General features: G+C 64.6%; 22 protein-coding genes. 17 read left to right on the forward strand and 5 right to left on the reverse strand.

The genetic code is table 11. The features are described from left to right. The first annotated feature begins 39 nt into the window (after nucleotides 1–39). The 4 genes from ugpA to CUR21_RS14205 are packed head-to-tail and all read left to right on the forward strand — an operon-like array spanning nucleotide 40 to nucleotide 3,631. Nucleotides 40–921 (forward strand): sn-glycerol-3-phosphate ABC transporter permease UgpA, encoded by an 882-nt coding sequence (gene ugpA / locus CUR21_RS14190; protein WP_100197714.1) that lies wholly within the window; start codon nucleotides 40–42, stop codon nucleotides 919–921. Next, entirely contained in the window at nucleotides 914–1,783 is an 870-nt protein-coding gene (gene ugpE, locus CUR21_RS14195; RefSeq protein WP_100197715.1) for a sn-glycerol-3-phosphate ABC transporter permease UgpE, read from the forward strand. The genes ugpA and ugpE overlap by 8 nt, the downstream gene beginning before the upstream one ends. 3 nt (nucleotides 1,784–1,786) lie before the next feature. Then, entirely contained in the window at nucleotides 1,787–2,845 is a 1,059-nt protein-coding gene (locus CUR21_RS14200) for a sn-glycerol-3-phosphate import ATP-binding protein UgpC (RefSeq protein WP_100197716.1), read from the forward strand. A gap of 21 nt (nucleotides 2,846–2,866) precedes the next feature. After that, on the forward strand, nucleotides 2,867–3,631 hold the full coding sequence (locus CUR21_RS14205; RefSeq protein WP_100197717.1) for an inositol monophosphatase family protein: 765 nt from the start codon (nucleotides 2,867–2,869) through the stop codon (nucleotides 3,629–3,631). Here the strand turns inward: CUR21_RS14205 and CUR21_RS14210 are convergent. After that, a complete protein-coding gene (locus tag CUR21_RS14210) occupies nucleotides 3,622–4,566 on the reverse strand; it encodes an AraC family transcriptional regulator (RefSeq protein ID WP_198431715.1) in 945 nt (314 codons plus the stop codon). The genes CUR21_RS14205 and CUR21_RS14210 overlap by 10 nt on opposite strands. Nucleotides 4,567–4,767: 201 nt before the next feature. Here CUR21_RS14210 and CUR21_RS14215 point away from each other — a divergent pair, with 201 nt between their 5' ends. From CUR21_RS14215 to CUR21_RS14240, 6 genes are all read left to right on the forward strand, one after another. Beyond that, the gene (locus tag CUR21_RS14215) at nucleotides 4,768–5,643 is read left to right on the forward strand and encodes a carbohydrate ABC transporter permease (RefSeq protein ID WP_100197718.1); all 876 of its coding nucleotides are present in this window, start codon (nucleotides 4,768–4,770) and stop codon (nucleotides 5,641–5,643) included. A gap of 57 nt (nucleotides 5,644–5,700) precedes the next feature. Then, the gene (locus CUR21_RS14220; protein ID WP_100197889.1) at nucleotides 5,701–6,561 is read left to right on the forward strand and encodes a carbohydrate ABC transporter permease; all 861 of its coding nucleotides are present in this window, start codon (nucleotides 5,701–5,703) and stop codon (nucleotides 6,559–6,561) included. Nucleotides 6,562–6,565: 4 nt separating this feature from the next. Next, nucleotides 6,566–7,666, forward strand: coding sequence for an ABC transporter ATP-binding protein (locus CUR21_RS14225; protein WP_100197719.1), 1,101 nt, complete (start codon nucleotides 6,566–6,568; stop codon nucleotides 7,664–7,666). 21 nt (nucleotides 7,667–7,687) lie between these two features. Beyond that, the gene (locus tag CUR21_RS14230) at nucleotides 7,688–8,944 is read left to right on the forward strand and encodes an ABC transporter substrate-binding protein (RefSeq protein ID WP_100197720.1); all 1,257 of its coding nucleotides are present in this window, start codon (nucleotides 7,688–7,690) and stop codon (nucleotides 8,942–8,944) included. A 64-nt stretch (nucleotides 8,945–9,008) separates the two neighbouring features. After that, nucleotides 9,009–10,484: a glycoside hydrolase family 28 protein gene (locus tag CUR21_RS14235; protein ID WP_100197721.1), complete on the forward strand. Its 1,476-nt coding sequence runs from the start codon at nucleotides 9,009–9,011 to the stop codon at nucleotides 10,482–10,484. After that, complete coding sequence (locus tag CUR21_RS14240) at nucleotides 10,478–11,560, forward strand: glycoside hydrolase family 105 protein (RefSeq protein WP_100197722.1); 1,083 nt, start codon at nucleotides 10,478–10,480, stop codon at nucleotides 11,558–11,560. The genes CUR21_RS14235 and CUR21_RS14240 overlap by 7 nt, the downstream gene beginning before the upstream one ends. 40 nt (nucleotides 11,561–11,600) lie before the next feature. Here the strand turns inward: CUR21_RS14240 and CUR21_RS14245 are convergent, their stop codons facing one another. Further along, the gene (locus CUR21_RS14245; RefSeq protein WP_100197723.1) at nucleotides 11,601–12,326 is read right to left on the reverse strand and encodes a FadR/GntR family transcriptional regulator; all 726 of its coding nucleotides are present in this window, start codon (nucleotides 12,324–12,326) and stop codon (nucleotides 11,601–11,603) included. Nucleotides 12,327–12,553: 227 nt separating this feature from the next. Here CUR21_RS14245 and kdgD point away from each other — a divergent pair, with 227 nt between their 5' ends. The 7 genes from kdgD (at nucleotide 12,554) to CUR21_RS14280 (ending at nucleotide 18,924) form a co-directional block, all read left to right on the forward strand. Next, on the forward strand, nucleotides 12,554–13,459 hold the full coding sequence (gene kdgD, locus CUR21_RS14250) for a 5-dehydro-4-deoxyglucarate dehydratase (RefSeq protein ID WP_100197724.1): 906 nt from the start codon (nucleotides 12,554–12,556) through the stop codon (nucleotides 13,457–13,459). 3 nt (nucleotides 13,460–13,462) lie between these two features. Continuing rightward, nucleotides 13,463–14,509 carry a dienelactone hydrolase family protein gene (locus CUR21_RS14255; protein ID WP_100197725.1) on the forward strand — a complete coding sequence of 349 codons (1,047 nt, stop codon included), beginning with the start codon at nucleotides 13,463–13,465 and terminating at the stop codon, nucleotides 14,507–14,509. 75 nt (nucleotides 14,510–14,584) lie between these two features. Beyond that, a complete protein-coding gene (locus CUR21_RS14260) occupies nucleotides 14,585–15,322 on the forward strand; it encodes a FadR/GntR family transcriptional regulator (RefSeq protein WP_100197726.1) in 738 nt (245 codons plus the stop codon). A 115-nt stretch (nucleotides 15,323–15,437) separates the two neighbouring features. Beyond that, nucleotides 15,438–16,460, forward strand: a complete 1,023-nt coding sequence (locus CUR21_RS14265) for an ABC transporter permease (protein WP_100197727.1) — start codon at nucleotides 15,438–15,440, stop codon at nucleotides 16,458–16,460. Then, nucleotides 16,457–17,335, forward strand: a complete 879-nt coding sequence (locus CUR21_RS14270; RefSeq protein ID WP_100197728.1) for an ABC transporter permease — start codon at nucleotides 16,457–16,459, stop codon at nucleotides 17,333–17,335. Before CUR21_RS14265 ends, CUR21_RS14270 begins: the two co-directional genes overlap by 4 nt. Nucleotides 17,336–17,338: 3 nt before the next feature. Beyond that, complete coding sequence (locus CUR21_RS14275) at nucleotides 17,339–18,178, forward strand: ABC transporter ATP-binding protein (RefSeq protein ID WP_100197729.1); 840 nt, start codon at nucleotides 17,339–17,341, stop codon at nucleotides 18,176–18,178. Continuing rightward, on the forward strand, nucleotides 18,175–18,924 hold the full coding sequence (locus tag CUR21_RS14280; protein ID WP_100197730.1) for an ABC transporter ATP-binding protein: 750 nt from the start codon (nucleotides 18,175–18,177) through the stop codon (nucleotides 18,922–18,924). Before CUR21_RS14275 ends, CUR21_RS14280 begins: the two co-directional genes overlap by 4 nt. 135 nt (nucleotides 18,925–19,059) lie before the next feature. On the opposite strand, the gene CUR21_RS14285 is transcribed toward CUR21_RS14280, so the two are convergent. From CUR21_RS14285 to CUR21_RS14295, 3 genes are all read right to left on the reverse strand, one after another. Continuing rightward, nucleotides 19,060–20,655, reverse strand: coding sequence for an ABC transporter substrate-binding protein (locus CUR21_RS14285; protein WP_100197731.1), 1,596 nt, complete (start codon nucleotides 20,653–20,655; stop codon nucleotides 19,060–19,062). A gap of 89 nt (nucleotides 20,656–20,744) precedes the next feature. Continuing rightward, complete coding sequence (locus CUR21_RS14290) at nucleotides 20,745–21,359, reverse strand: SGNH/GDSL hydrolase family protein (RefSeq protein ID WP_100197732.1); 615 nt, start codon at nucleotides 21,357–21,359, stop codon at nucleotides 20,745–20,747. A 16-nt stretch (nucleotides 21,360–21,375) separates the two neighbouring features. Beyond that, entirely contained in the window at nucleotides 21,376–22,524 is a 1,149-nt protein-coding gene (locus CUR21_RS14295; RefSeq protein WP_100197733.1) for a mandelate racemase family protein, read from the reverse strand. Nucleotides 22,525–22,569 lie beyond the last annotated feature (45 nt).

Genomic DNA, 22,569 nt, shown 5'->3' on the forward strand with positions numbered 1-22,569 from the left:
GCGCGCCTTTTTGTTTTTGATGCAATGCAAGGATTGTGGATGCGTCGCACCGTTTTTCCGCACAAGCTGTTGCCTTGGCTGTTATTGGCCCCGCAACTGGCGATCACGTTGATCTTTTTCTATTGGCCTGCCGCGCAGGCCTTTCGCCAATCGGTTCTGCGGGAAGACCCGTTCGGATTGTCGAGCACCTTTGTGGGCTTGGCCAATTTCCGCAAGGTGCTGAATGATCCGTCCTATCTGAATGCCTTGCAGGTGACGGTGATCTTCTCGGTGCTGGTGGCGTTTTTCGCGATGGCGATTGCGCTGTTCCTTGCGGTGCAGGTGGAGAAGATCATCCGGGGCAAGGGGTTTTACCGCACGCTGATGATCTGGCCCTATGCGGTGGCGCCGGCGATTGCGGGGATGTTGTGGCTGTTCATGTTCAACCCGTCCTTTGGCACGCTGGCCTGGCCGCTGCGGCAGTTGGGGATCAACTGGAACCCGCTGCTGGACGGCGATCAGGCGATGATGCTGGTGGTGGCTGCGGCGACGTGGAAGCAGATCAGCTATAACTTCCTGTTCTTTGTGGCCGGTTTGCAGGCGATTCCGAAATCCTTGCTGGAAGCGGCGGCGATTGATGGCGCGACCAAGCGGCGCGCGTTCTGGACCATTGTTTTCCCGCTCCTGACGCCGACCACGTTCTTCTTGCTGGTGGTGAACACGGTTTATGCGCTGTTCGACACCTTTGGCATCATCCATGCCGTCACCGGCGGTGGGCCGGGCAAGGCGACGGAGACGCTGGTTTACAAGGTTTACAACGACGGGTTCGTGAACCTGATCATGGGCGACAGTGCCGCGCAATCGGTGATTTTGATGGTCATCGTGATTGCCCTGACCGCCTTCCAGTTCCGGTTCATTGAAAAGCGGGTGCATTATGGTTGATGGAACGCAAAGCCCGCTGGTGGCAAAGGGCGCTGCCCGCACCATGGCGCATTTCTGGATGATCCTTGGGGTCATCATCGTGGCCTTTCCGGTCTATTACGTCTTTATCGCCTCGACCCATTCGGTGCAGACCATCCTGCGGCCGCCGCTGCCCTTGCTGCCCGGATCAGAGATGTGGGACAATTACAGCGGTGCCTTCTCGGGCGAGATCAACCGCATCGGCGGGGTGAGCCTGTGGCGCCTTTTGGGCAATACCACGCTGATCGCGGTGGGGATCGCGGTGGGCAAGATCGTGATCTCGATGGCCTCGGCCTATGCCATCGTGTTCTTCAAGTTCCCCTTCCGCATGGCCTGCTTCTGGCTGATCTTCATCACCCTGATGCTGCCGGTGGAGGTGCGCATCCAGCCCACCTATAAGGTGATGGTGGATCTGGGGCTGATCGACACCTATGCCGGGTTGATCTTGCCGCTGATCGCATCGGCCACCGCAACGCTGCTGTTCCGGCAGTTCTTCATGACCATTCCCGACGAGCTTTTGGAAGCGGCGCGGGTGGATGGTGCGGGGCCGTGGCGGTTCTTCAAAGACATCCTGTGGCCGCTGTCGCTGACCAATGTGGCGGCGATTTTCGTGATCCAGTTCATCTATGGCTGGACGCAATATCTGTGGCCGCTGTTGGTGACCAATTCAAACGAGATGAACACCATCGTCATCGCCTTGCGCAAGATGATCTCTTTCGCGGATGCCGATACCCCTTGGAACCTTGTCATGGTGACTTCCGTGCTGGCCATTCTGCCGCCGATCCTTGTGGTCGTGCTGATGCAGCGCTGGTTTGTGAAGGGCCTTGTCGAGACGGAGAAATAAGACGTGGCACATATTCAACTGAACGACCTGCGCAAGAGCTATGCCGGGCAAGAGGTGATTCACGGGATCACCATGAACATCGCCAATGGCGAATTCGTCGTGATCGTCGGGCCTTCGGGCTGTGGCAAATCCACCCTGTTGCGGATGGTGGCAGGGCTGGAAGGCATCACCGGCGGCACCATTTCCATCGGTGACCGGGTGGTGAACGATCTGGAGCCGCGCCAGCGTGACATCGCCATGGTGTTCCAGAACTATGCGCTTTATCCGCATATGAGCGTGCGCGAAAACATGGCCTATGGCCTGAAGATCGCCAAGATGCCCGTGGCCGAGATTGACGCGCGGGTGGCCAAGGCCGCCGCCATGCTGGAGCTTGAGCCCTATCTGGACCGCAAGCCGCGCGCGCTTTCGGGCGGGCAGCGGCAGCGGGTGGCGATGGGCCGGGCGCTGGTGCGCGAGCCTGCGGCTTTTCTGCTCGACGAGCCGCTGTCGAACCTTGATGCCAAGCTGCGGGTGCAGATGCGGTTGCAGATCAAGGATCTGCACCAGACCACCGGGCAAACCATGCTGTATGTGACGCATGATCAGGTGGAGGCGATGACGCTGGCCGATCGGTTGATCGTGATGAACAAAGGCGTGGCCGAGCAGATTGCCACCCCGCATGAGGTGTATATGACGCCCGCCAGCGAATTCGTGGCAGGCTTCATCGGATCGCCCGCGATGAACATCTTTACCGTGACGGTCGAAGGCGGTGCAGCGCTGTTGCCGGGCGGGCACCGGGTGCCGCTGGCCGGGTTGCCCGCGGGCGGGTCGGTGCGCCTTGGCGTGCGGCCCGAGGATCTGGAGCCGGTGGCGGACGAGGTGCCGGGGATTCCGGTGGTGCTGCGGTCGGTGGAATGGCTGGGGGCGGATGCCTTTGGCTATGGCACCATCGAAGGGTCGGATGTGCAGGTGACCCTGCGCTTGCCGGGGGCAACGGCGGCGGCACGCGGCCAGCGGCTGCGGGTGGCGCCGATGGCGGGCCGGGTGCATCTGTTTGCGCCCGACACCGGCAAGCGGCTGTAAGGGCAGGGGGGGCTTTGCGTGATGTTTGACGTGCTGACCCCCCTTGCGCAGGCAGCGGGCGATCTGGCCCTGCAGCATTTCGGCCGTCTGGCCGAAGGCGATGTGGCGCAGAAGGCCCCGCTGGATCTGGTGACAGAAGCAGACCGCGCGGTGGAGGCGCTGATCCTTGCGCGGTTGCAGGCGGCGTTTCCGCAAGATGGCGTGCTGGGAGAAGAAGGCGGCAAGGTCGCGGCGGCCTCGGGCCGGGTCTGGGTGATTGATCCGATTGACGGCACCTTCAACTTTGTGCGTGGCGGCGCGCAATGGGCGGTGTCGATCGGGCTGTGGCAGGACGGGCAGCCGGTGCTGGGCGTGGTGTATGCGCCGGTGCTGGGGCTAACGCTGACGGGCGGGGTGGGCCATGCGCCCTTGCTGAACGGGCGGGCCTTGCCGGGGCTGACCGCCTATCGCGCCGACCGCGCGGCGGTGGGGGTCGCCCTGAGCCCGGCGGTGCCGATCGAGGTGCGGCAGGGGATTTTGACGGCGCTGATGGCGGCGCAGATCAAGTTCCGGGTGTGCAATGCCACCACGATTTCGCTGCTGGAAGTGGCGACGGGCGAGGTGGACGCGCATTTGGGCTATGGCGAGCGTGCGTGGGATGTGATGGCGGCTTGGCCGGTGTTGCAGGCGCTGGGGGCAGAGGCAACGCTGGACTGGGCGGCCACGCCGCTGGACGCCACGCTGCGCTATGTGCTGGGCAAGCCGGGGGCGGTGGCGGCCTGCCGGGGGCTGCTGGATCAGGGCTGAGGGCGCCGGGGGTAGATCACCTCGCCATCTTCCTGACCGCGCGGCCAGCGGCCATCGCGGCGCAGGCGGACCTGATCTTGCCAGCCGCGCGGGCTGATCCCGATGTGGCGTTTGAACAGGCGTGAGAAGTAATAGCTGTCGGCAAAGCCGACGCGGCGGGCGGTTTCGGTGATGCCGTAACCTGCCTCGAGCAGTTGCATGGCAATCTCCATCCGGCGGAATTCCTGATATTTGGCGGGGGTGGCGCCCAGGCGGCGGCGGAACTCGCGGCGGAAATACACATCACTGTAGGGGGCATCGGCCACCACACGATCAGCCAGCCCCGGTTCCAGCGGGTTTGAGGCGATCTGGGTGGCGGCCATGGTGATGGCCATGGACAGGCCTTCGGAATTGTCGAGCGCTTCGGCCTGCGCAGTGTTCCACGACAGGAAGGCATCTTCGATGAAAGCGTTCAGGATGACCATGAAGGCATGGTGCATCACCAGCGTCGTCGAGCTTGACGGCGCGGTGGCGCGGTAGTGGCGGACAAGGGGGGCCAGCATCGGCCAGCGCGACAGGGTGACGACGGGCCGATAGGACATGCGGGCGAAAAGATCGTGCTGGCCGAAAAGGTCGAGCCGGAAGTGCTGGGCAAGGCCGGTGTAGATCTGATCCGGGTCGGGGTTGTGGCCGACAAAGCGGGTGCCTGCCGGGATCAGCATGGCCATGCCGGGGGTGAGCGTCACGGGCACCTCGCCCAGACGGTATTTCCCGGTGCCCGAGAGGCAGATCACCAGATCATGCACGCTGTTGGATTTGTCGATCATCCAGCTGTGCGAATGGCGCATGCGGATGGCCGAACGGGTGAGCGTCAGGTCCAGCGCGCGCACGGGAAGGCCGGCCAGCACGCCGCTGGCTGTGTTCGGGGCCAAATCATCATGTTCAGTTTCGTCCATCTTTTTCTGTGGATTTGTCAATTTCCACACCCCCGGAACTGGCATATCAGTTGACCACATAGTGTGGAGCCTATCCCGCACAGTCAATCGGATCGGGGGAGGAGCGATTTGATGACGGCAGTTTTGCCTGCGCAGTTGGCTGCGCTGGACCGTGTTTTCACGCATGGCCCGCTTCGGATCTTGTCAGGAGAGGGGTGAGCGATGGAAAGCCGCTATCTGGGGCTGGCCTATCTGGCGCCCTATATCATCGGGCTGTTGGTGTTCACGATGATCCCGTTTCTGGGGTCGTTGTATCTGAGCTTTACCGATTACAACCTGATCAACGCGCCGGTGTGGTCTGGCCTTGCGAATTTCACCGATCTGACGACGGACCGCACCTTCAAGCGCTCGCTGAACGTGACGCTTTTGTATGTGTTCCTGACGGTGCCGATCAAGCTGGCCTTTGCGCTGTTGATCGCGGTGATCCTGAATTACCGGCTGCGCGCCATCGGGTTTTTCCGCACGGCCTATTATGTGCCCTCGATTCTGGGCGGGTCGATCGCGGTGGCGGTGCTGTGGCGCTATATCTTTGCCGATGCCGGGCTGGTGAATCTGGTGCTGACCTCCATCGGGCTGGAGCCGGTGAACTGGTTTGGCGATCCGGTGAATGCGTTGTTCACCATCACGCTGCTGCGCACATGGCAGTTTGGCTCGGCCATGGTGATCTTTCTGGCGGCGCTGCAAGCGGTGGACAAATCGCTCTATGAGGCGGCGGCGATTGAAGGCGCGGGCAAGTGGGCGAGTTTCTGGCACATCACCCTGCCGCTGATCACGCCGGTGATCTTTTTCAATCTAATCATGCAGATGGTGCAGGCGTTTCAAGAGTTTAACGGCCCCTATGTCATCACCGGGGGCGGGCCGCTGAAGTCTACCTATCTGCTGCCACTGTATATTTATGACGAGGCCTTCAAGAACTTCAACATGGGCTATGCGTCCGCCATCGCTTGGGTGCTGTTCATCATCATCATGGTTCTGACGGTGGTGGCGTTCTGGTCCTCGAAGAAATGGGTCTATTACGCCGGCGACAAGAGGAGCTGAGGGATGAGCAATGTCGAAACCCGGATGCCGCTGAGCGCTGTGGCCCCGGCCAAACCGATGGCGCATAGCCGCGCCGACCGCCGGGCCGAGCAGGTGCAGACCTTCGTGCGCTATGCCCTGCTGATCGCGGTGGGATTTGTGATGCTGTATCCGCTGCTGTGGCTGGTGGGGGCGTCGTTCAAGACCAATTCCGAGATCTTTGGCTCGATCGGGTTCATCCCCGAGGCGCCGACGCTGGACGGCTATCGCAAGGGGTGGGAAACTTCGACCCCTTACACCTTTGGGCGGTTCTTCTGGAACACGTTCCTGATCATCCTGCCCAAGACCATTTTCACCGCGATTTCCTGTGCGGTGGTGGCCTATGGGTTTGCCCGGTTCGAGTTTCCGGGCAAGAAGGTGCTGTTTGCCAGCCTGATCGCCACGCTCTTGTTGCCCAATGTGGTGACGCGGATTCCGCAATACATCCTGTTCCGCGAAATGGGCTGGCTGGACAGCTATCTGCCGCTGTGGGTGCCGTCGGCCTTTGCGGGGGATGCGTTCTTTGTCTTCATGCTGGTGCAGTTCCTGCGCGCCATTCCGCGCGACATGGAAGAGGCCGCGCGGGTGGACGGGGCCAACAGCTTTCAGACGCTGATCTATATCGTGGTGCCGATGCTGCTGCCGGCGCTGATCTCGGTCGCCTTGTTTCAGTTCATGTGGACGATGAACGATTTTCTGGGGCCGCTGATCTATCTGTCTTCGGTGGAAAGCTTCCCCGTGAGTCTGGCGCTGAAGCTGTCGATCGACACGACCGAAGCCTTTGACTGGAACCGCATTCTGGCGATGTCGGTGCTGGCGCTGCTGCCTGCGCTGATCGTGTTCTTCATTGCCCAACGCTACTTCATCGAAGGCATCTCGGCCGGTGGAGTGAAAGGATAATCCCATGGCAAGACTGCAAATCCGCAACCTTGAGAAGACTTATGCCAATACGTTCAAGGCGGTGCATGGCATCAATCTGGATGTGAAGGACGGCGAGTTCATGGTGCTGGTGGGGCCGTCGGGCTGCGCCAAATCCACCACGCTGCGCATGATTGCCGGGCTGGAGAGCATTTCAGGCGGCGAGATCGTGATTGGCGACCGGGTGGTGAACCGTTTGCAGCCCGGCGCGCGGGGCATTGCGATGGTGTTCCAGAATTACGCGCTGTATCCGCATATGAAGGTGCGCAAGAACCTGTCGTTCGGGCTGCGCCTGATGCGCACCCCCAAGGCCGAGATCGAGCGCAAGACGGCGGAAGTGGCGCGGATTCTGGAAATCGAGCCGCTGCTGGACCGCCTGCCGAAAGAGCTTTCGGGCGGGCAGGCGCAGCGGGTGGCGCTGGGCCGTGCGCTGATCAAGCAGCCAGAGGTGTTTCTGTTCGACGAGCCTTTGTCGAATCTGGATGCGAAACTCCGCGCCTCGATGCGGGTGCGGATCACCGATCTGCACAAGCGGCTGAAGGCCGAGGGCCTGTCGTCGACGGTTGTCTATGTGACGCATGACCAGACCGAGGCGATGACGATGGGCGACCGCATCTGCGTGATGAAGGATGGCCATATCATGCAGGTGGCCGACCCCAAGACGCTGTATGACAAGCCCGCCAATGCCTTTGTGGCGGGGTTCATCGGCAGCCCCGAGATGAATCTGGTGGAAGGGCGGCTGGAGGGCGCGCGCTTTCATCTGGGCGCGCAGGCGGTGACCTTGCCCGCCGAGCTGATGGCGCGGCTGAAGCCCCATTCGGGCCGGGTGACTCTGGGCATTCGCCCGCAGCATCTGGGCGTGAACGAAGGCCCCGGCTTGCAGGCGCAGGTGGTGGGGGCCGAGTTCATGGGGCACGAGGTGGTGCTGCATCTGGCGGTGGATGGGGTGCGGCTGGTGGCCGTGTTGCCCGCCGCCGATTACGCGGGGCTGGATCATGGCGCGATGGTCAACCTGACGCTGGACCCCGGCATGACGCATGTTTTCGACGAAACCGGCGCGAATATCTCGCTGGCGCAATCTCACTGAGGGAGGAATTCAATGAGACGGATGGCAACACCGATTGTGACGGGTCTGCTGGGGGCGCTTTTGGCCACCACGGCGCAGGCGGAAAATCTGCGGATGTCGTGGTGGGGGGGAGATGCCCGCCATGCGCAGACGCAGGCGGCGCTGGACTATTGCGGGCCAAAGCTGGGCCATACGGTGGCGGCGGAATTCACCGGCTGGTCGGGGCATCAGGAGCGGATCACCACCCAGATCGCCGGGCGGACCGAGGCCGATATCATGCAGATCAACTGGCCGTGGTTGCCGTTGTTTTCGGCCGATGGCAGCGGCTTTGTGGACTTGCGCGCCCATGCCGATGTGCTGGACCTGTCGCAGTTTTCCGACGCGCAGCTGGCCGGGGGCGAGATGAACGGCGTGCTGAACGGCATCCCGGTGTCGACCACCGGGCGGGTCTACATGTTCAACAAGACCACCTTTGACAAGGCCGGGCTGGCGGTGCCGACGACATGGGACGAGGTGATCGCCGCCGCCCCGGTGCTGCGCGAAAAGCTGGGGGCGGATGTCTACCCGTTTGAAGCGGCAGGGCTGAACGCGATTTTTCTGGTGTCGATGGCGGTGACGCAGGCAACCGGCAAGGACCTGATCGACCCCGCCACCAACACCGTGGCCTGGACCCCGGAGGAGTTGCTGGAGGGCATCCGCTTCTATCAGTCGCTGGTGGAGGCCGGGGCCATCCGCGACTGGCGGCAGGTGGCGGGCGAGGGCAATATCGAGCTGTTCGAGATGCGGGCTTGGGCCGAAGGCAAGATCGCGGGCACCTATGAATGGGATTCGGCCTACGCCAAATACGCCGATCCGCTGGGCGCAAGCCAAGAGCTGGTGCCGGTCAAGATGTTGCAGATCGATGGCGCGGTGACCGAGGCGACCTATGCCAAGCCGTCGATGCTGTTTTCGATCTCGCGCAATTCCAAGGCGCCCAAAGCGGCGGCCGAGGTGATCAACTGCCTGCTGAACGACCCCGAGGCCATTGAAATCCTGTCGGATTCGCGTGGGGTGCCGGCCAGCAAGGTGGCCTTTGACCGGCTGAGCGAGAAAGACCTGATCAACCCGAATGTCGCGGCGGCCAATGGCATCGTGCTGGCGGGGACGGGGCCGGTGGTGTCGTCCTTCAACGAGCACCCGCGCGTGCGCGAGGCCTTTGCCGATTATCTGGAAAACATCGCATATGGCCAGATCAGCGCGGAAGACGCGGCGGAAGGGATCATCGACGACATCAACCGTGCTTTGCGCCAGTTTCAATAGGCGCTGACCCTTGGCGGGGCGCGCGGCAAAGGCCTGCGCCCCGCAGATCAGAAGGACTCCTGACATGCGACCCATAGAGTTGGTGGCCGTCACGCCGCGCGCGGTGGCCTTGCGCTTTGACATGCCCGGCGCGCGGTATTTTTTGCCGCAGGCGGTGACGTGGCGTCTGACCGGGGCGGCCCTGCGGCGCGAGGGGCGCACGGACCGCGCGGTGACGCTGTTGTATGATCTGCCGCCGGGCACGCCGCTGCGGGTAGAGGCGGCGGGCTTTGCGCCGCTGGAGTTTGTGACGCCGCCCTGTGCGGGGGCGGAGGTGCTGCGTGAGGGGCCGCGCGCGCAGGCGCAGCTGGACGCGGTGCCCGAAGGCGGCACGCTGATCGTGCCGGCGGGGCGCTGGGAGGTGGAGCCGCTGCTGATCCCGTCGGGGCGGCATATCTGGCTGGCCGAAGGGGCGGCGCTGATCGCCCCGGCCGAGCGGGCGCGGTTCCCACAGTTGGGCGTGGCGGAGGGGGGCAGTTGGGAAGGCCTGCCCGAGGCCTGCTATCGCGGCATTCTGACGGCGATGGATGCGCGCGGCATCACGATTTCCGGCCCCGGTCTGGTGGATGGCGGCGGGGCGCGCGGGGATTGGTGGCTTTGGCCCAAGGAGACGCGCGACGGCGCGCGGCGGGCGCGGCTTTTGCACCTGATCCGCTGCCGCGATGTCACCGTGCTGGGCCCGACCTTTGCCAATTCCCCCAGCTGGACGCTGCATCCCTATGGCTGCCAAGACATCACCTTTGCCGGGGTGACGGTGCAGAACCCGCCCGACAGCCCGAACACCGATGGGCTGAACCCCGAAAGCTGTGAGCGCGTGGTGATCGAAGGCGTGCGCTTTTCCACCGGGGATGATTGCATCGCGATCAAGGCGGGCAAGCGGACCGATGCGGGCGGGGCTGCGCATCTGGCGCCAACGCGCGGGGTGCGCATCCGGCATTGCCTGATGCAGGATGGCCATGGCGGCGTGGTGATCGGGTCGGAAATGTCGGGCGGCGTGTCGGATGTGCGGGTGTCGCAGTGCGAGATGCGCGGCACCGACCGGGGCCTGCGCATCAAGACACGGCGCGGGCGCGGCGGCGTGGTGTCGGGCATCCATCTGTCGGATGTGAGCTTTGACGGGGTGGACACCGTGCTGGCGATCAACATGCATTACTTTTGCGACCATGACGGCCATTCCGAGGCGGTGCAGTCGCGCGCGCCGCAGCCTGTGACGGAGCTGACGCCCCGGATTGAGGCGATCACGCTGGAGCGGATCGAAGCGCGGGGCGTGCGGCTGGCCTTTGCCGCCTGTCTGGGCCTGCCCGAGCAGCCGGTGCGCGGGGTGCGGATCACGCAGGCCGAGGTGGAATTTGCACAGGCCGCCTCTGCCGCGCCGCCTCTGATGGCGGATGGTGTGGCGGCGGTGGCCGGGGCCGGGGTGCTGGCCGAGCATTGCGAGATGGAAGCGCCGGGCGATCTGGCGCGCGGGGGGCTGACCGTGAAGGAGTTCATGCCATGCTAGAGTATTTCGACGCCTTTGCGGCGCGCTATCAGCCCTATAAGGGCGGCGATTGGTGCTATGAGGATGGCTGCATCTATCGCGGCTTGCTTTTGCTGCACGAGGCGACCGGTGAGCCGCGCTGGCGCGACCATCTGCTGCGCCTTGCCACGCCGCAGGTGGCCGAGGATGGCACGCTGCGGGGCTATCGCATCGACGACTATAACATCGACAATATCCTGAGCGGGCGGGTGCTGTTTGCGCTGGACCGCTGGACGGGCGATCCGCGCTGGATGAAGGGCGCGGCGCGGCTGGCGCGGCAATTGGCAACGCATCCGCGCACCGAGAGCGGCAACTACTGGCACAAGCTGCGCTATCCGCATCAGGTCTGGCTGGACGGGCTGTATATGGGCCTGCCGTTCCAGATTGAATACGGGCAGGCGGTGGGCGATGCGGCGCGGGTGTCGGATGCGCTGGCGCAGATGGGCCGGGCGCTGGATCTGACGCGGCGGGAAGATGGCTGGTATGCGCATGGCTATGATGCCGCGCGGGTGCAGGACTGGGCCGATGCAGGCAGCGGCCAATCGGCGAGCGTCTGGGCGCGGGCGCTGGGCTGGCAGGCGATGGCCTTGGTGGATGCGGCGGCCTTGGTGGGGGCGCCCGCCTTTGAAGCCGCCGGTCTTTTGGCGCCCACACAGGCGCTGCTTGCGCGGTTGATCGCGGTGCAAGGCGCCGAAGGCGGCTGGTTGCAGGTGATCAACATGCCGGATTTGCCGGGGAATTACGCCGAAAGCTCGGCTACGGCGATGTTTGCCTATGCCTTTGGTGTGGCCGAAGGACTGGGGCTGGCGGTGCCGGGGCTTGCGGGCGCGCAGGCGCGGGCGCTGCGGTTTGCCGAAGGGCGTTTGCAGGGCGAGGCGGTGCAGTTTACCGGGATTTGCCATGTGGCGGGCTTGGGCGGCTTTTCCGGGCGCTACCGCGACGGCAGCCCCGGCTATTACCTGACCGAGCGTATCGTCGCCGATGATGCCAAGGGCACCGGGCCTTTGATGATGGCGCAGGCGGTTGCCCTGCGGCACGACGCGCGGGCGGTGGCTTAAGGGGCGCGGCTTTCGGCCCCCTTGGCCGCCGAAGGGCAGCCTAGACCCGCGTGCCGCGCAGATAGAGCCGATAGCGCGCCTGCGAATTGCGCAGGTGCGCGCGCATCGCGGCGCGGGCGGCGTCTTCGTGGCCATTCTGGATCTCGGTCAGGATGGCCTCATGCTCTTCGATCAGGCGGCGGGCGTAATCGGGCGGGGTGGCGGGATCGCTGCCCCCCACCGCGCTGCGCGGGATCAGCGCGGTTCCGGTCAGGCGCAGGAATTCGGCAAAGCGCGGGTTGTTCGCGGCCTCGGCCACCGCCATGTGAAAGGCGAAATCGGCGTCGGATGTGGGCTGGCCCGCCAGCGCGAGCTGGCGAAAGCGCTGAAAGGCGTCGATCATCGCCTCTTCCTGCGCGGGGGAGTGGCGCAGGGCGGCAAAGCCCGCCGCATCGCCTTCGACGGCGGTGCGCAGTTCCAGCATCTCGATCAGCGAGGAGACGCGGGCCGGATCGACATTCTGAAAGGCCAGATCATCGGGCGGCGGCGGTGGCAGCACGAAGACGCCAGCGCCTTGGCGCGGCTCGACCAGACCATCTGACCGCAGGGCGGCAATCGCCTCGCGCACCACGGTGCGGCTGACGCCAAAGCCTTCGGTCAGGCGCGCTTCGGACGGCAGGCGGTCGCCCGGTTTGAACTCCCCTTCCGTGATCCGGGCGCGCAAGGCATCGCGGACCTGCACGACAAGCGTTTGCGCAGGCGGGGATTTGAGGGCTGTGGCCGCCATCGGCACGGTATCCTTTTGCGGTTGGGATGCTGTTGTCAGAGGATACTGGGGCAGACATCTTATATCAAGCGCCGTTGTTCTGTTGCAAATTCAGGGGGATAAGGCGGGGCGTCCAGTGCGGGGCGGCGCTGTGGCAGAATATGTGCCAAACTTGTATGATAAGTATTGACCTGACAGGCAGGTGGCCATTACACCCACAGTCAGCATTCCAGAACGAGGACGATTCCATGACCCCCGCAGAGCTGAAGGCCGCCCTTGGTTCCGGCCTCTTGTCCTTTCCCGTGACCCATTTCGACGAGAGCGGTGCCTTTGCGCCCGAAAGTTACCGCGCGCATGTGGAATGGCTGGCGGGCTACAAGGCCCCGGTGCTGTTTGCGGCGGGCGGCACGGGCGAGTTCTTTTCGCTGACCCCGGGCGAGATTCCGGGGATCGTGGCGGCGGCCAAGGAGGTGGCGGGGGACACGGCGATTGTCTCGGGCTGTGGCTATGGCACCCGGATGGCGGTGGAGATTGCGCAATCGGTGCAGAAGGTGGGGGCGGATGGCATTTTGCTGTTGCCGCATTACCTGATCGACGCGCCGCAAGAGGGGCTGTTCGCGCATGTGAAGGCGGTTTGCCAATCGGTCGATCTGGGGGTGATGGTCTATAACCGCGACAATGCGGTGTTGCAGGCCGATACGCTGGCGCGGCTGTGCGATGCCTGCCCCAATCTGATCGGGTTCAAGGATGGCACCGGGGATCTGGCGCTGGTGCGGCAGATCACGGCCAAGATGGGCGACCGGCTGATGTATCTGGGCGGGATGCCGACGGCAGAGCTTTATGCCGAGGCCTATCTGGGGGCGGGGTTCACCACCTATTCCAGCGCTGTGTTCAACTTTGTGCCGGGGTTGGCGAATGAATTTTACGCGGCACTGCGGGCCGGGGACCGCGCCACCTGTGAGCGGATCCTGAATGATTTCTTCTATCCCTTCATGGCGATCCGCAACCGGGCCAAGGGCTATGCGGTGGCGGCGATCAAGGCGGGGGTGCGTCAGCAGGGCTTTGCCGCGGGCCGGGTGCGGGCGCCGCTGGCGGATCTGACCGGGGAAGAGGAAGAGATGATGGCGGCGCTGATCGCGCCCTATCGGCGGTAAGGCATGATTTCGGACGGCAATCTGGTGCCCGCCCTGCTGACGCAGTGGCGGGCGCGCGGCTTCGCGCTGGCTTGGACAGGCGGCGATGTGGCGGCGTGGCAGGCGCGGGCGCGGCCCGTGGCGCGCGCGCTGGCGCTGGCCGATCTGCCGGAGGTGGCGGTGGGCGCGCGGCGGCTGGCGGTGGAAGGCCGGGACGGGCACCGGGCGGAAAGCTGGGTGCTGGATCTTGGGCATGGGCTGGAGGCGCCGGCGCTGATGCTGTGGCCCGAAGGGCCGGGGCCATTCCCGGCGGTGCTGGCCTTGCATGACCATGGGTCCGAGTTTCGCATCGGCAAGGAAAAGTGCATCCCGCCCTTGGGTGGCGCGGATGCGGGGGCCGAGGCTTGGGCCGCGCGGTTCTTTGGCGGGCAGCCGATCGGTCCGGCGCTGGTGGCGCGGGGGTTTGCGGTTCTGTGCGTGGACGCCTTGGGCTGGGGCGCGCGCGCGGGCGGCGGCTATGAGGCGCAGCAGGCGCTGGCGGCGAACCTGTTGCAGATCGGGCAATCGGCGGCGGGGGTGATGGCCTGGGAGGATGCCCGCGCGCTGGATTGGCTCTGCGCGCATCCGCGTGTGGATGCGGGGCGGGTTGCGGCGGTGGGGTTTTCGCTGGGCGGGTTCCGGGCGTGGCAGGTGGCGGCGCTGACGGGGCGGGTGGCGGCCACGGTCAGCATCGGCTGGATGGCGAGCCTGCCGGAGCTGCTGGTGCCCGGCAACAATCAGGTGCGGGGGCAGTCGGCGTTCTGGATGGCGCATCCGGGGCTGTATCGGCAGATGGACCTGCCCGACATGGCCGCATTGGCGGCTCCGCGCCCGTTCTGGGCCGAGGTGGCGCAAGGTGACCCGCTGTTTCCGGCGGCGGCGGTGGACCCGGCTTTTGTCCGGCTGGCGGCGATCTGGGCGGCGGCGGGGGCGGCAGAGCGGCTGATGCTCTCGCGGCCCGAAGGCGGGCACAGCTTTGGCCCGGCGCGGCAGGCGGCGGCCTTTGACTGGCTGGCGGCGCGGCTGGCATAAGCGCTTGCGGGGCAGGGGCGTTGCGGCTAGCACTTGGCAAGGCAAGATGTCTGACAGGCCGGGCGGAGGGCTGCGATGGGCGAGGGTGAAAAGCGCGATGGCGTGGGGTCTTTGGTGGACCAGATCAGCGGCGCCCTGCGCCGGGATCTGGAGGCGGGCACCTTTCTGCCCGGCGACCGCCTGCCCAGCGAAAGCGAGCTGACCCGCCGCCATTCCGTCAGCCGCGCCGTGGTGCGTGAGGCGATTGCGGCGCTGCGCTCGGATGGGTTGGTCGAGGCGCGCAAGGGCGCCGGGGTCTTCGCGCTGGACATCAGCGCCAAGGCCAAGCCCGCGCGCCCCTTTGACGATCTTGCCACCGCGCGGATTTCGCAGGTGATCGAGCTTTTGGAGCTGCGCACCGCCTGTGAGATCGAGGCGGCGGCGCTGGCGGCAACCCGACGGTCTCCCGCGCAGCTGGAGGCGATCATGGATGCGCATGACCGGGTGATCACGCAGTTGCAGGCGGGCGCACCGACGCGGGATGTGGATTTCGACTTCCACATGGCGATTGCCGAGGCGACGCAGAATCGCCGCTTTCCCGAGTTTCTGACGCTGATCCGGCAGGGGATCATCCCGCGCGGCGAGTTGCAGGGCAGTGCGCCGGGGGCGCGGCCCAAGGATTACAACCAGCATTTGCAAGAAGAGCACAGCCAGATTCTGGATGCCATCATCGAAGGCGATGGCGCCGCCGCGCGCGAACGGATGCGGGCGCATTTGCGCGGCAGTCTGGAGCGCTATAAGGCGCTGTTGCGCGCGGGGCGGCCACTGGGCTAGGCGCGCACCGCGCGGAAGGCTTGACAGGCGGCGGCAGACTTGTCAGACAGGTTTGCAAAGATGTCGGACGCATTGTCGGATTCGCGGCGGGGCGCCCTGTCTGAGGGAGGAAACCATGTCTGTTCGCCGAACGCGCCTGCGCGGCATTCTGGGCCAGATCACCACGATCGCGGTCACGCTGCTGGGGCTGCTCATGCTCACCTTTGTGATCGGGCGGATGATGCCCGCCGATCCGGTGCGCGCCATCGTGGGCGAGGATGCCACGCGGGAAACCTATGAGCAGGTCTATCTGCAACTGGGGCTGGACCGCCCCCTGTGGGAGCAGTTCCTGCGTTACTTGGGCGATGTGCTGACCGGCGATTTCGGCAATTCCATCCGCACCGGCAAGCCGGTGATTGAAGACATCCTGCATGTGATGCCCGCGACGGTGGAGCTTGCAACCTTTGCCATTCTGATCGGTGCGGGGCTTGGCATTCCCTTGGGCGTGATCGCGGCGGTAAACAAGGACCGCTGGCCCGACCATGTGGTGCGGGTGTTCAGCCTGTTTGGCCATTCGATGCCGATTTTCTGGACCGGGATGATTGCGCTGATCGTGTTTTATGCCGCGCTGGGCTGGGTGGGCGGATCGGGGCGGATGAGCCAGTTCTATATTGGCATGGTGCCCACGCGCAGCGGGTTTTTGCTGATCGACAGCGCGCTGGCTGGGCAGTGGGATGTGTTCCGATCTGCGGTGAACCACCTGATCCTGCCTGCGAGCCTGCTGGGCTATTCGTCTTCGGCCTATATCACCCGGATGACGCGCAGTTTCATGCTGGACCAGCTGGGGCAGGAATACATGACCACGGCGCGGGTCAAGGGGTTGTCCAAGGGGCAGACCATCTGGCGCCACGCCTTTGGCAACATCCGTGTGCAGCTGGTGACAATCGTGGCGCTGGCCTATGGCAGCCTGCTGGAAGGCGCGGTGCTGATTGAAACCGTCTTTGCCTGGCCCGGGTTCGGGCAATATCTGACCAACAACCTGATCATCGGCGACATGAATGCGGTGATGACCTGTGTGCTGATCGTAGGCGTGATCTTCATCGGGCTGAACCTGCTGTCCGATATCCTGTATCGTCTGTTTGACCCGAGGACGAAATGACCGTGCAGACCCGTTCCTTGCCTGCGCCCCTGTATGCGGCGCGCAATATCGTGACCTTTCTGCTGCGGCAGCCGACGTCGGCCTTTGGGCTGATTGTGCTGGCCATCCTGATCGGCGCGGCGGCGCTGGCGCCGTGGATCGCCACGCATGACCCTTATGTGCAGAACCTTGGCAATGTGTTGCAGCCGCCCGGCAACGGGCATCTGTTTGGCACCGACGAGCTGGGGCGGGATATCTTTTCGCGGCTGATCTGGGGCGCGCGGATCACGCTGACGATCATCTTTCTGGTCACAATCGTGGTCGGGCCTTTGGGGATGATCGTGGGCACGGTGGCCGGGTATTTCGGCGGCAAGGTGGATCTGGTGATGATGCGGATCACCGATATCTTCCTGTCCTTCCCGTCGCTGATCCTGTCCTTGGCCTTTGTCGCGGCGCTGGGGCCCAGCCTGAACAATGCGATCATCGCCATCGGGCTGACCGCGTGGCCGCCGATTGCGCGGCTGGCGCGGGCCGAGACGATGACCTTTCGCAATGCCGATTACATCGCGGCGGCGCGGTTGCAGGGGGCGTCTTCGCTTCGGATCATCGTGAAGTCGATCATGCCGATGTGCCTGCCTTCGGTGGTGATCCGGCTGACGCTGAACATGGCCACCGTGATTCTGACGGCGGCGGGCTTGGGCTTTCTGGGGCTTGGCGCGCAGCCGCCGCTTCCGGAATGGGGCGCGATGATCGCCACGGGGCGACGCTACATGATTGACAGCTGGTGGCTTGTCACCTTTCCCGGCCTTTCGATCCTGTGCGTGAGTCTGGCCTTCAACCTTTTGGGCGATGGTTTGCGCGACGCGCTGGACCCCAAGCAGATGAACCGGAGATAGGCGATGCAGGATGCCATTCTGGACGTGAAGAACCTGTCGATCCGCTATAACGGCGCGTCCGAAGATGCGGTGCGCGGGGTGAGCTTTACGCTCGGGCGCGAACGGCTGGGGATTGTGGGCGAAAGCGGATCGGGCAAATCCACCGTGGGCCGCGCGTTGTTGCGGCTGCTGCCGGGCGCGCGGGTGACGGCGGACCGGCTGCGGTTCGAGGATGTGGATCTGCTGGACCTGTCGGAACGCGAGATGCTGAAGGTGCGGGGGCGGCGGATGTCGATGATCCTGCAAGACCCGAAATTCTCGCTGAACCCGATTCAGCGGGTGGGGGCGCAGGTGGCGGAAACCTATCTGCGGCATTTCCCGGCCAATAAGGCGGAGGCGCGGGCGAAAACGCTTGAGATGCTGGCGGCGGTGCGCATCCGCGACCCGGAGCGGGTGCATGACCTGTATCCGCACGAGATTTCGGGCGGCATGGGGCAGCGGGTGATGATTGCGATGATGTTGCTGGCGGACCCCGATTTGGTGATCGCGGATGAGCCGACCTCGGCCTTGGATGTGACGGTGCGGTTGCAGGTGTTGAACATCCTTGACGGGCTGGTGCGCGACCGGGGGATCGGGTTGATCATGATTTCGCATGACCTGAATCTGGTGCGCAATTTCTGTGACCGGGTGCTGATCATGTATGCGGGGCGTGTGGTGGAAACGCTGGACGCGCGCGACATGGATGCGGCAGAGCACCCCTATACGCGCGGGTTGCTGGCGGCGCAGCCGCGCATTGGCGGCACGCGCGGGCCACTGGCGGTGCTGGACCGTCGGCCGGAATGGAAAGAGGGGAGCACGCCATGACGGCATCGGTCGAGATTGAGAACTTGTCGATCAGCTTTGGCACCGTCAAGGTGCTGCCTTCGGTCAGCTTTTCGGTGGCCCCGGGCGAATGCTTCGGGCTTGTGGGGGAAAGCGGGTCGGGCAAGTCGACGGTGCTGCGCTGTGTGTCGATGCTGACCGATTTCTGGTCTGGCACGGTGCGGATTGGCGGCAAGGATGTGCGCAGCCTGCCGCTGGCCGAGCGGTGCCGGTTGCTGCAAATGGTGTTTCAAGACCCCTATGGCAGCCTGCACCCGCGCCAATCGGTGCGCACGGTTCTGGCCGAACCCTTGCGGATTCATGGGCTGGGCGACCGTGAGGCGCGGATGCGGCAGGCCCTTGTGGATGTGGGGCTTCCCGTCGATTTCCTTGACCGCTTTCCGCATCAGCTTTCGGGGGGCCAGCGGCAGCGGGTGGCGATTGCGCGGGCGCTGATCTTGGAGCCTGCGGTGCTGTTGCTGGACGAGCCGACCTCGGCCTTGGACGTGTCGGTGCAGGCGGAGATTTTGAACCTGCTGGCGCGGCTGCGCGAGATGCGGGGGTTCACCTATATCATGGTGACGCATGATCTGGCGGTGGTGGATCATATGTGTGACCGCTTTGCCGTGATGCAAAGCGGCGAGGTGACCGAGATCCTGCCCCGGTCGGCGATTGCCGGGAACGGTGCCACGCATCCTTATGCGCGCGAGCTGATCGGGGCCTCGCTGGAATACGAAGGTCAGCGCTAAGACGCGGCCCTCGCGCAAACGCCGCGCCCCTTGACCGGGGGCGCGGCGTTTTTCTGTCCGGCAATGGGCAGGGCGCATGGCAAAACGGGCGCATCTTGCGATGCGCCCGCTGCCCGTGAGTCGGCTGAGGGAGGATCAGCGCGACTTGGTCACCCCTTCGAACCGCGACAGCCATGGGCTGACGATCATGCCTTCGATATCCGACTGGAAGGCGGCGGTGTCGACCACTTCGGAAAACGGGATCAGCGAGGGCACGGTTTCATCGATATAAACCTGGATCTCCTGATACATCGCCTCTTGCTGGGTCGGATCACGCTCCAGCAAGGCGGCTTCGATCTTTTCGTTCAGCGCCGCATCGAAATAGCTGGTGCGCCAGCCTTGGTAATTGGTGAGCTTCGCCTCGTCGCTGTTGTCGGGGTTATAGGCCAGCGCGCGCAGGTTGCTGTCGGGGTGCGGTTGCTGCCCGCCGCCGCCGCGACCGACCAGAAGTTCAAAGTTCCGCTCGCGCATCGCGCCATAGATCTGATCGCCCGACCCGGTGATCAGTTCCGCCTGAATGCCCGCCTGCGCCAGCGTGTTCTGAATCGCGGTGGCGGCCTTCAGGAAGGGATCTTCCGACAGCACGCGCAAGGTGGTGGAAAAGCCGTTCGGATAGCCTGCCTCGGCCAGAAGCGCCTTGGCGGCTTCGACATCCAGCGTATAGCCCGGATCGGGCAGTTGGCCCAGCACGCCGGTCGACAGCGGGCGCTGATGTTTCTTGCCGTAATAGGGCATCACGGCCTGATCCAACCCATCGTAATCAATCAGCAAGCGCAGCGCCGCGCGCACCTTGGGGTTGGCAAAGCGTTCGTCCTTCATCGAGACGCCAAGGTAGTAAAAGCCCGAACCGGGGGTGGAGGCGACGGTGATCGCGTCATTCGCATCCAGCGCCGCAAGGTCAGGCGCCTGCAAGGAATAGGCCACATCAATATCGCCCTGTTCCAGCATCAACCGCTGCGATTGCGATTCCGGCAGGTGGCGGATCAGCACGCGGGCCATCGCCGGGGCCGCGCCCCAATAGGCATCATTGCGGGTCAGGATGATGTATTCGTTCGACGCCCATTGCGTGAGCGTGAACGGCCCCGAGCCTGCGGAATTGAGCGTGAGCCAGCCCGCGCCCAAATCGCCGTTCACCTCATTGGCCATGGCGGTCTGGCTGTCGATGATCGACCCCGGCCCGTTCTGCGCCAGCACCATCAGAATCATGTTCGGATCATCAGGCTTTGGCAGGTTCAGCACAAAGGTGTGGTCATCCTCGGCCACGAAATGCGCATCTGCCGTTTCGGCACTGAAACCGCGCGATTTCAGGAAGGACGACTGCGCAAGGTTCAGGCTCATCAACCGCTTGAGGCTCCAGACCACATCCTGCGCCGTCAGCGGGTTGCCCGAGGCAAAGGTCACATCCTTGCGCAGGGTAAAGCGCACCGACATGCGGTCTTCGGCGACCTCAAAGCTTTCGGCCAGACGTGGCTGGATCGACCGGTCGTCGGGCGACAGGATCACCAGCGTGTCATAGATGTTGTTCAGAACCTGCACCGTCTCGCGTCCGGTGATGGTGGCCGGGTCCAGCGTCAGGATGTTGTTCATCGTGGTGGCGACGATCAGCTGATCGGCGGGCGTTTCGGCCCAAGATGCCGGGGCCGCGCCGATCAGCAGCGCGCCAAGCGCCACGGATGCCAGAAAATGTTTCATTGTTCCTCCCATTCCCCGCCGCGTCAGGGGCGCGCGGCTCGCCTTGTTGGGCCTGCATGTCGGACATGCGGGCCTGTTCCTCTTGCCTGTCAGGCAAGCAGTGCGGTCACCGGCCCGATCAGGGCGCGGCCAAGCGCGGCCGTGTTGGCGGCATCCAGATGCACGCCATCCACGGCGCTGGCCTGCGCCACGGTTCCGGCATCGAAAAACCCGGCCCCCAGTTCGGTGGCAAGCTGGTGATAGAGCGGCGCGAGCTTGCGCGATTCCTCGGGCAGGCGCGCCCCGGCAGCATTGGGGCCACAGGGCGGTGGCGCCACGATCAAGAGCTTGGGCACAGCGCTGCGCGGCTTGTAGGGAAAGGTTGCCACGATCTCGGCCAGCCGCCGCATCCCGGCCTGCGCCGAAAGCGCCATTCCGCCATGCACGGGTTTCAGGTCATTGGTGCCCAGCATCAGGATCACCAGATCCAGCGGCATCTGCGCCGACAGCGCCACAGGCAGCGCCTTGGCCCCGTTGCGTGGGGCGGCGCCCGCATCATCATCGCGACAGGTGGTGCGCCCACCCACACCATCGGCCTGCACCCGCACGCCCACCAGCCCGGCTTCCAGCACCCGCGGCCATTGCGCGCTTGCCGGATGGCGCAGCCCGGTGGCCGGGTCGGCCCCCCAGGTCAGCGAGTCGCCAAAGGCCAGAATGCTGCGCATCTTCAGACCTTTGCCGTTACGCGACGCGGTTGTTTTCGATGAAATCGAAGTCGATATCCTCGCCCAGACCGGGGCGGTCGGGCACATGGACAAAGCCATCGGCATCCATCGGATCGGACAGGGATTTCAGGTAGTCATGCCCGTCGTCATATTCGAGGAACGGGTGCAGGAGGCCCCGTTCATACCAGCGGCAATTCTTGGACGCGGCCACCACATGCAGGTTCATCGCGGTATTGCCATGCACCTCGCAGTCCATGCCAAAGGCCTCGGCCATGCGCATGGTCTTGAGCGCGGGGGTGATGCCGCCCACGTCATTCACCCCGGTGCGCAGGATATCGCAGGCCCCATGGCGCACCCATTCTGCGCGGTGCCAATGCTTTCCGGCGGCACTTTCCGGCCCCACCACCGGGATGTCCAGATTGTCGGCCAGCCATTTGTAGGACGACATGGATTGTTCATCCATCGGCTCTTCGATCCAGTCAAAGCCCAGCTTTTCCAGACCGCGCCCCAGTTCCAGCGCATCGCTGCGCGAATACCAGTGGAAGGCATCGATCATCAGGCGGATCTCTGGCCCCACCGCCTCGCGCACGGCGGCGCAGGCCTTGAGGTCCATCTTCACATCCGGCGCCCAGCTGACAGGTGGCATCCAGGTGTGCAGCTTGATCCCCTTATAGCCGCGCTTGACCAGCGTTTCGGCAAAGCGGCCATAATCCTCGGGCGTGGCCAGCCCGCCTTCGATCTCGTCGCCGCACATGATGCTGCCATAGGCCAGCACCTTGTCGCGATAGGCCCCGATCAGCTTGTGCACCGGCTGGTTCAGCGTGCGCCCCGCCAGATCCCACAGCGCGCAATCCACCACCGCCAGCGTGCGGTCGGTCAGCTGCGCGGCAGAGCCGCGCTGCCAATGCGCCAGATCCTGCCACAGCCGCTCGCGGTCGCGATAATCCTGCCCGATCAGAACCTTGCGCACGAATTTGTCCAACAGATGCGGGCGCACGATTTCTGGCACGGTAAAGGAATGGCCTTCATGCCCGTCCTCGGTGCGGATGGTCAGCATCGCCTGCTGCACCTGATGCGCCGGGCCCGGATGGGCATGGCCTGCGCTGTCGGAATGCCGGCGCGTCGTGGTCAGAAACACCCGCGCGTCCACCTCGGTGATGATCATTCGCTCCCCCCTTGCCGTCCCGGGGCCGATCCGATGGGATTCGGG

The sequence above is a fragment of the Pseudorhodobacter sp. MZDSW-24AT genome (assembly GCF_002794355.1).
In the GTDB taxonomy this organism is placed as follows: domain Bacteria; phylum Pseudomonadota; class Alphaproteobacteria; order Rhodobacterales; family Rhodobacteraceae; genus Pseudotabrizicola.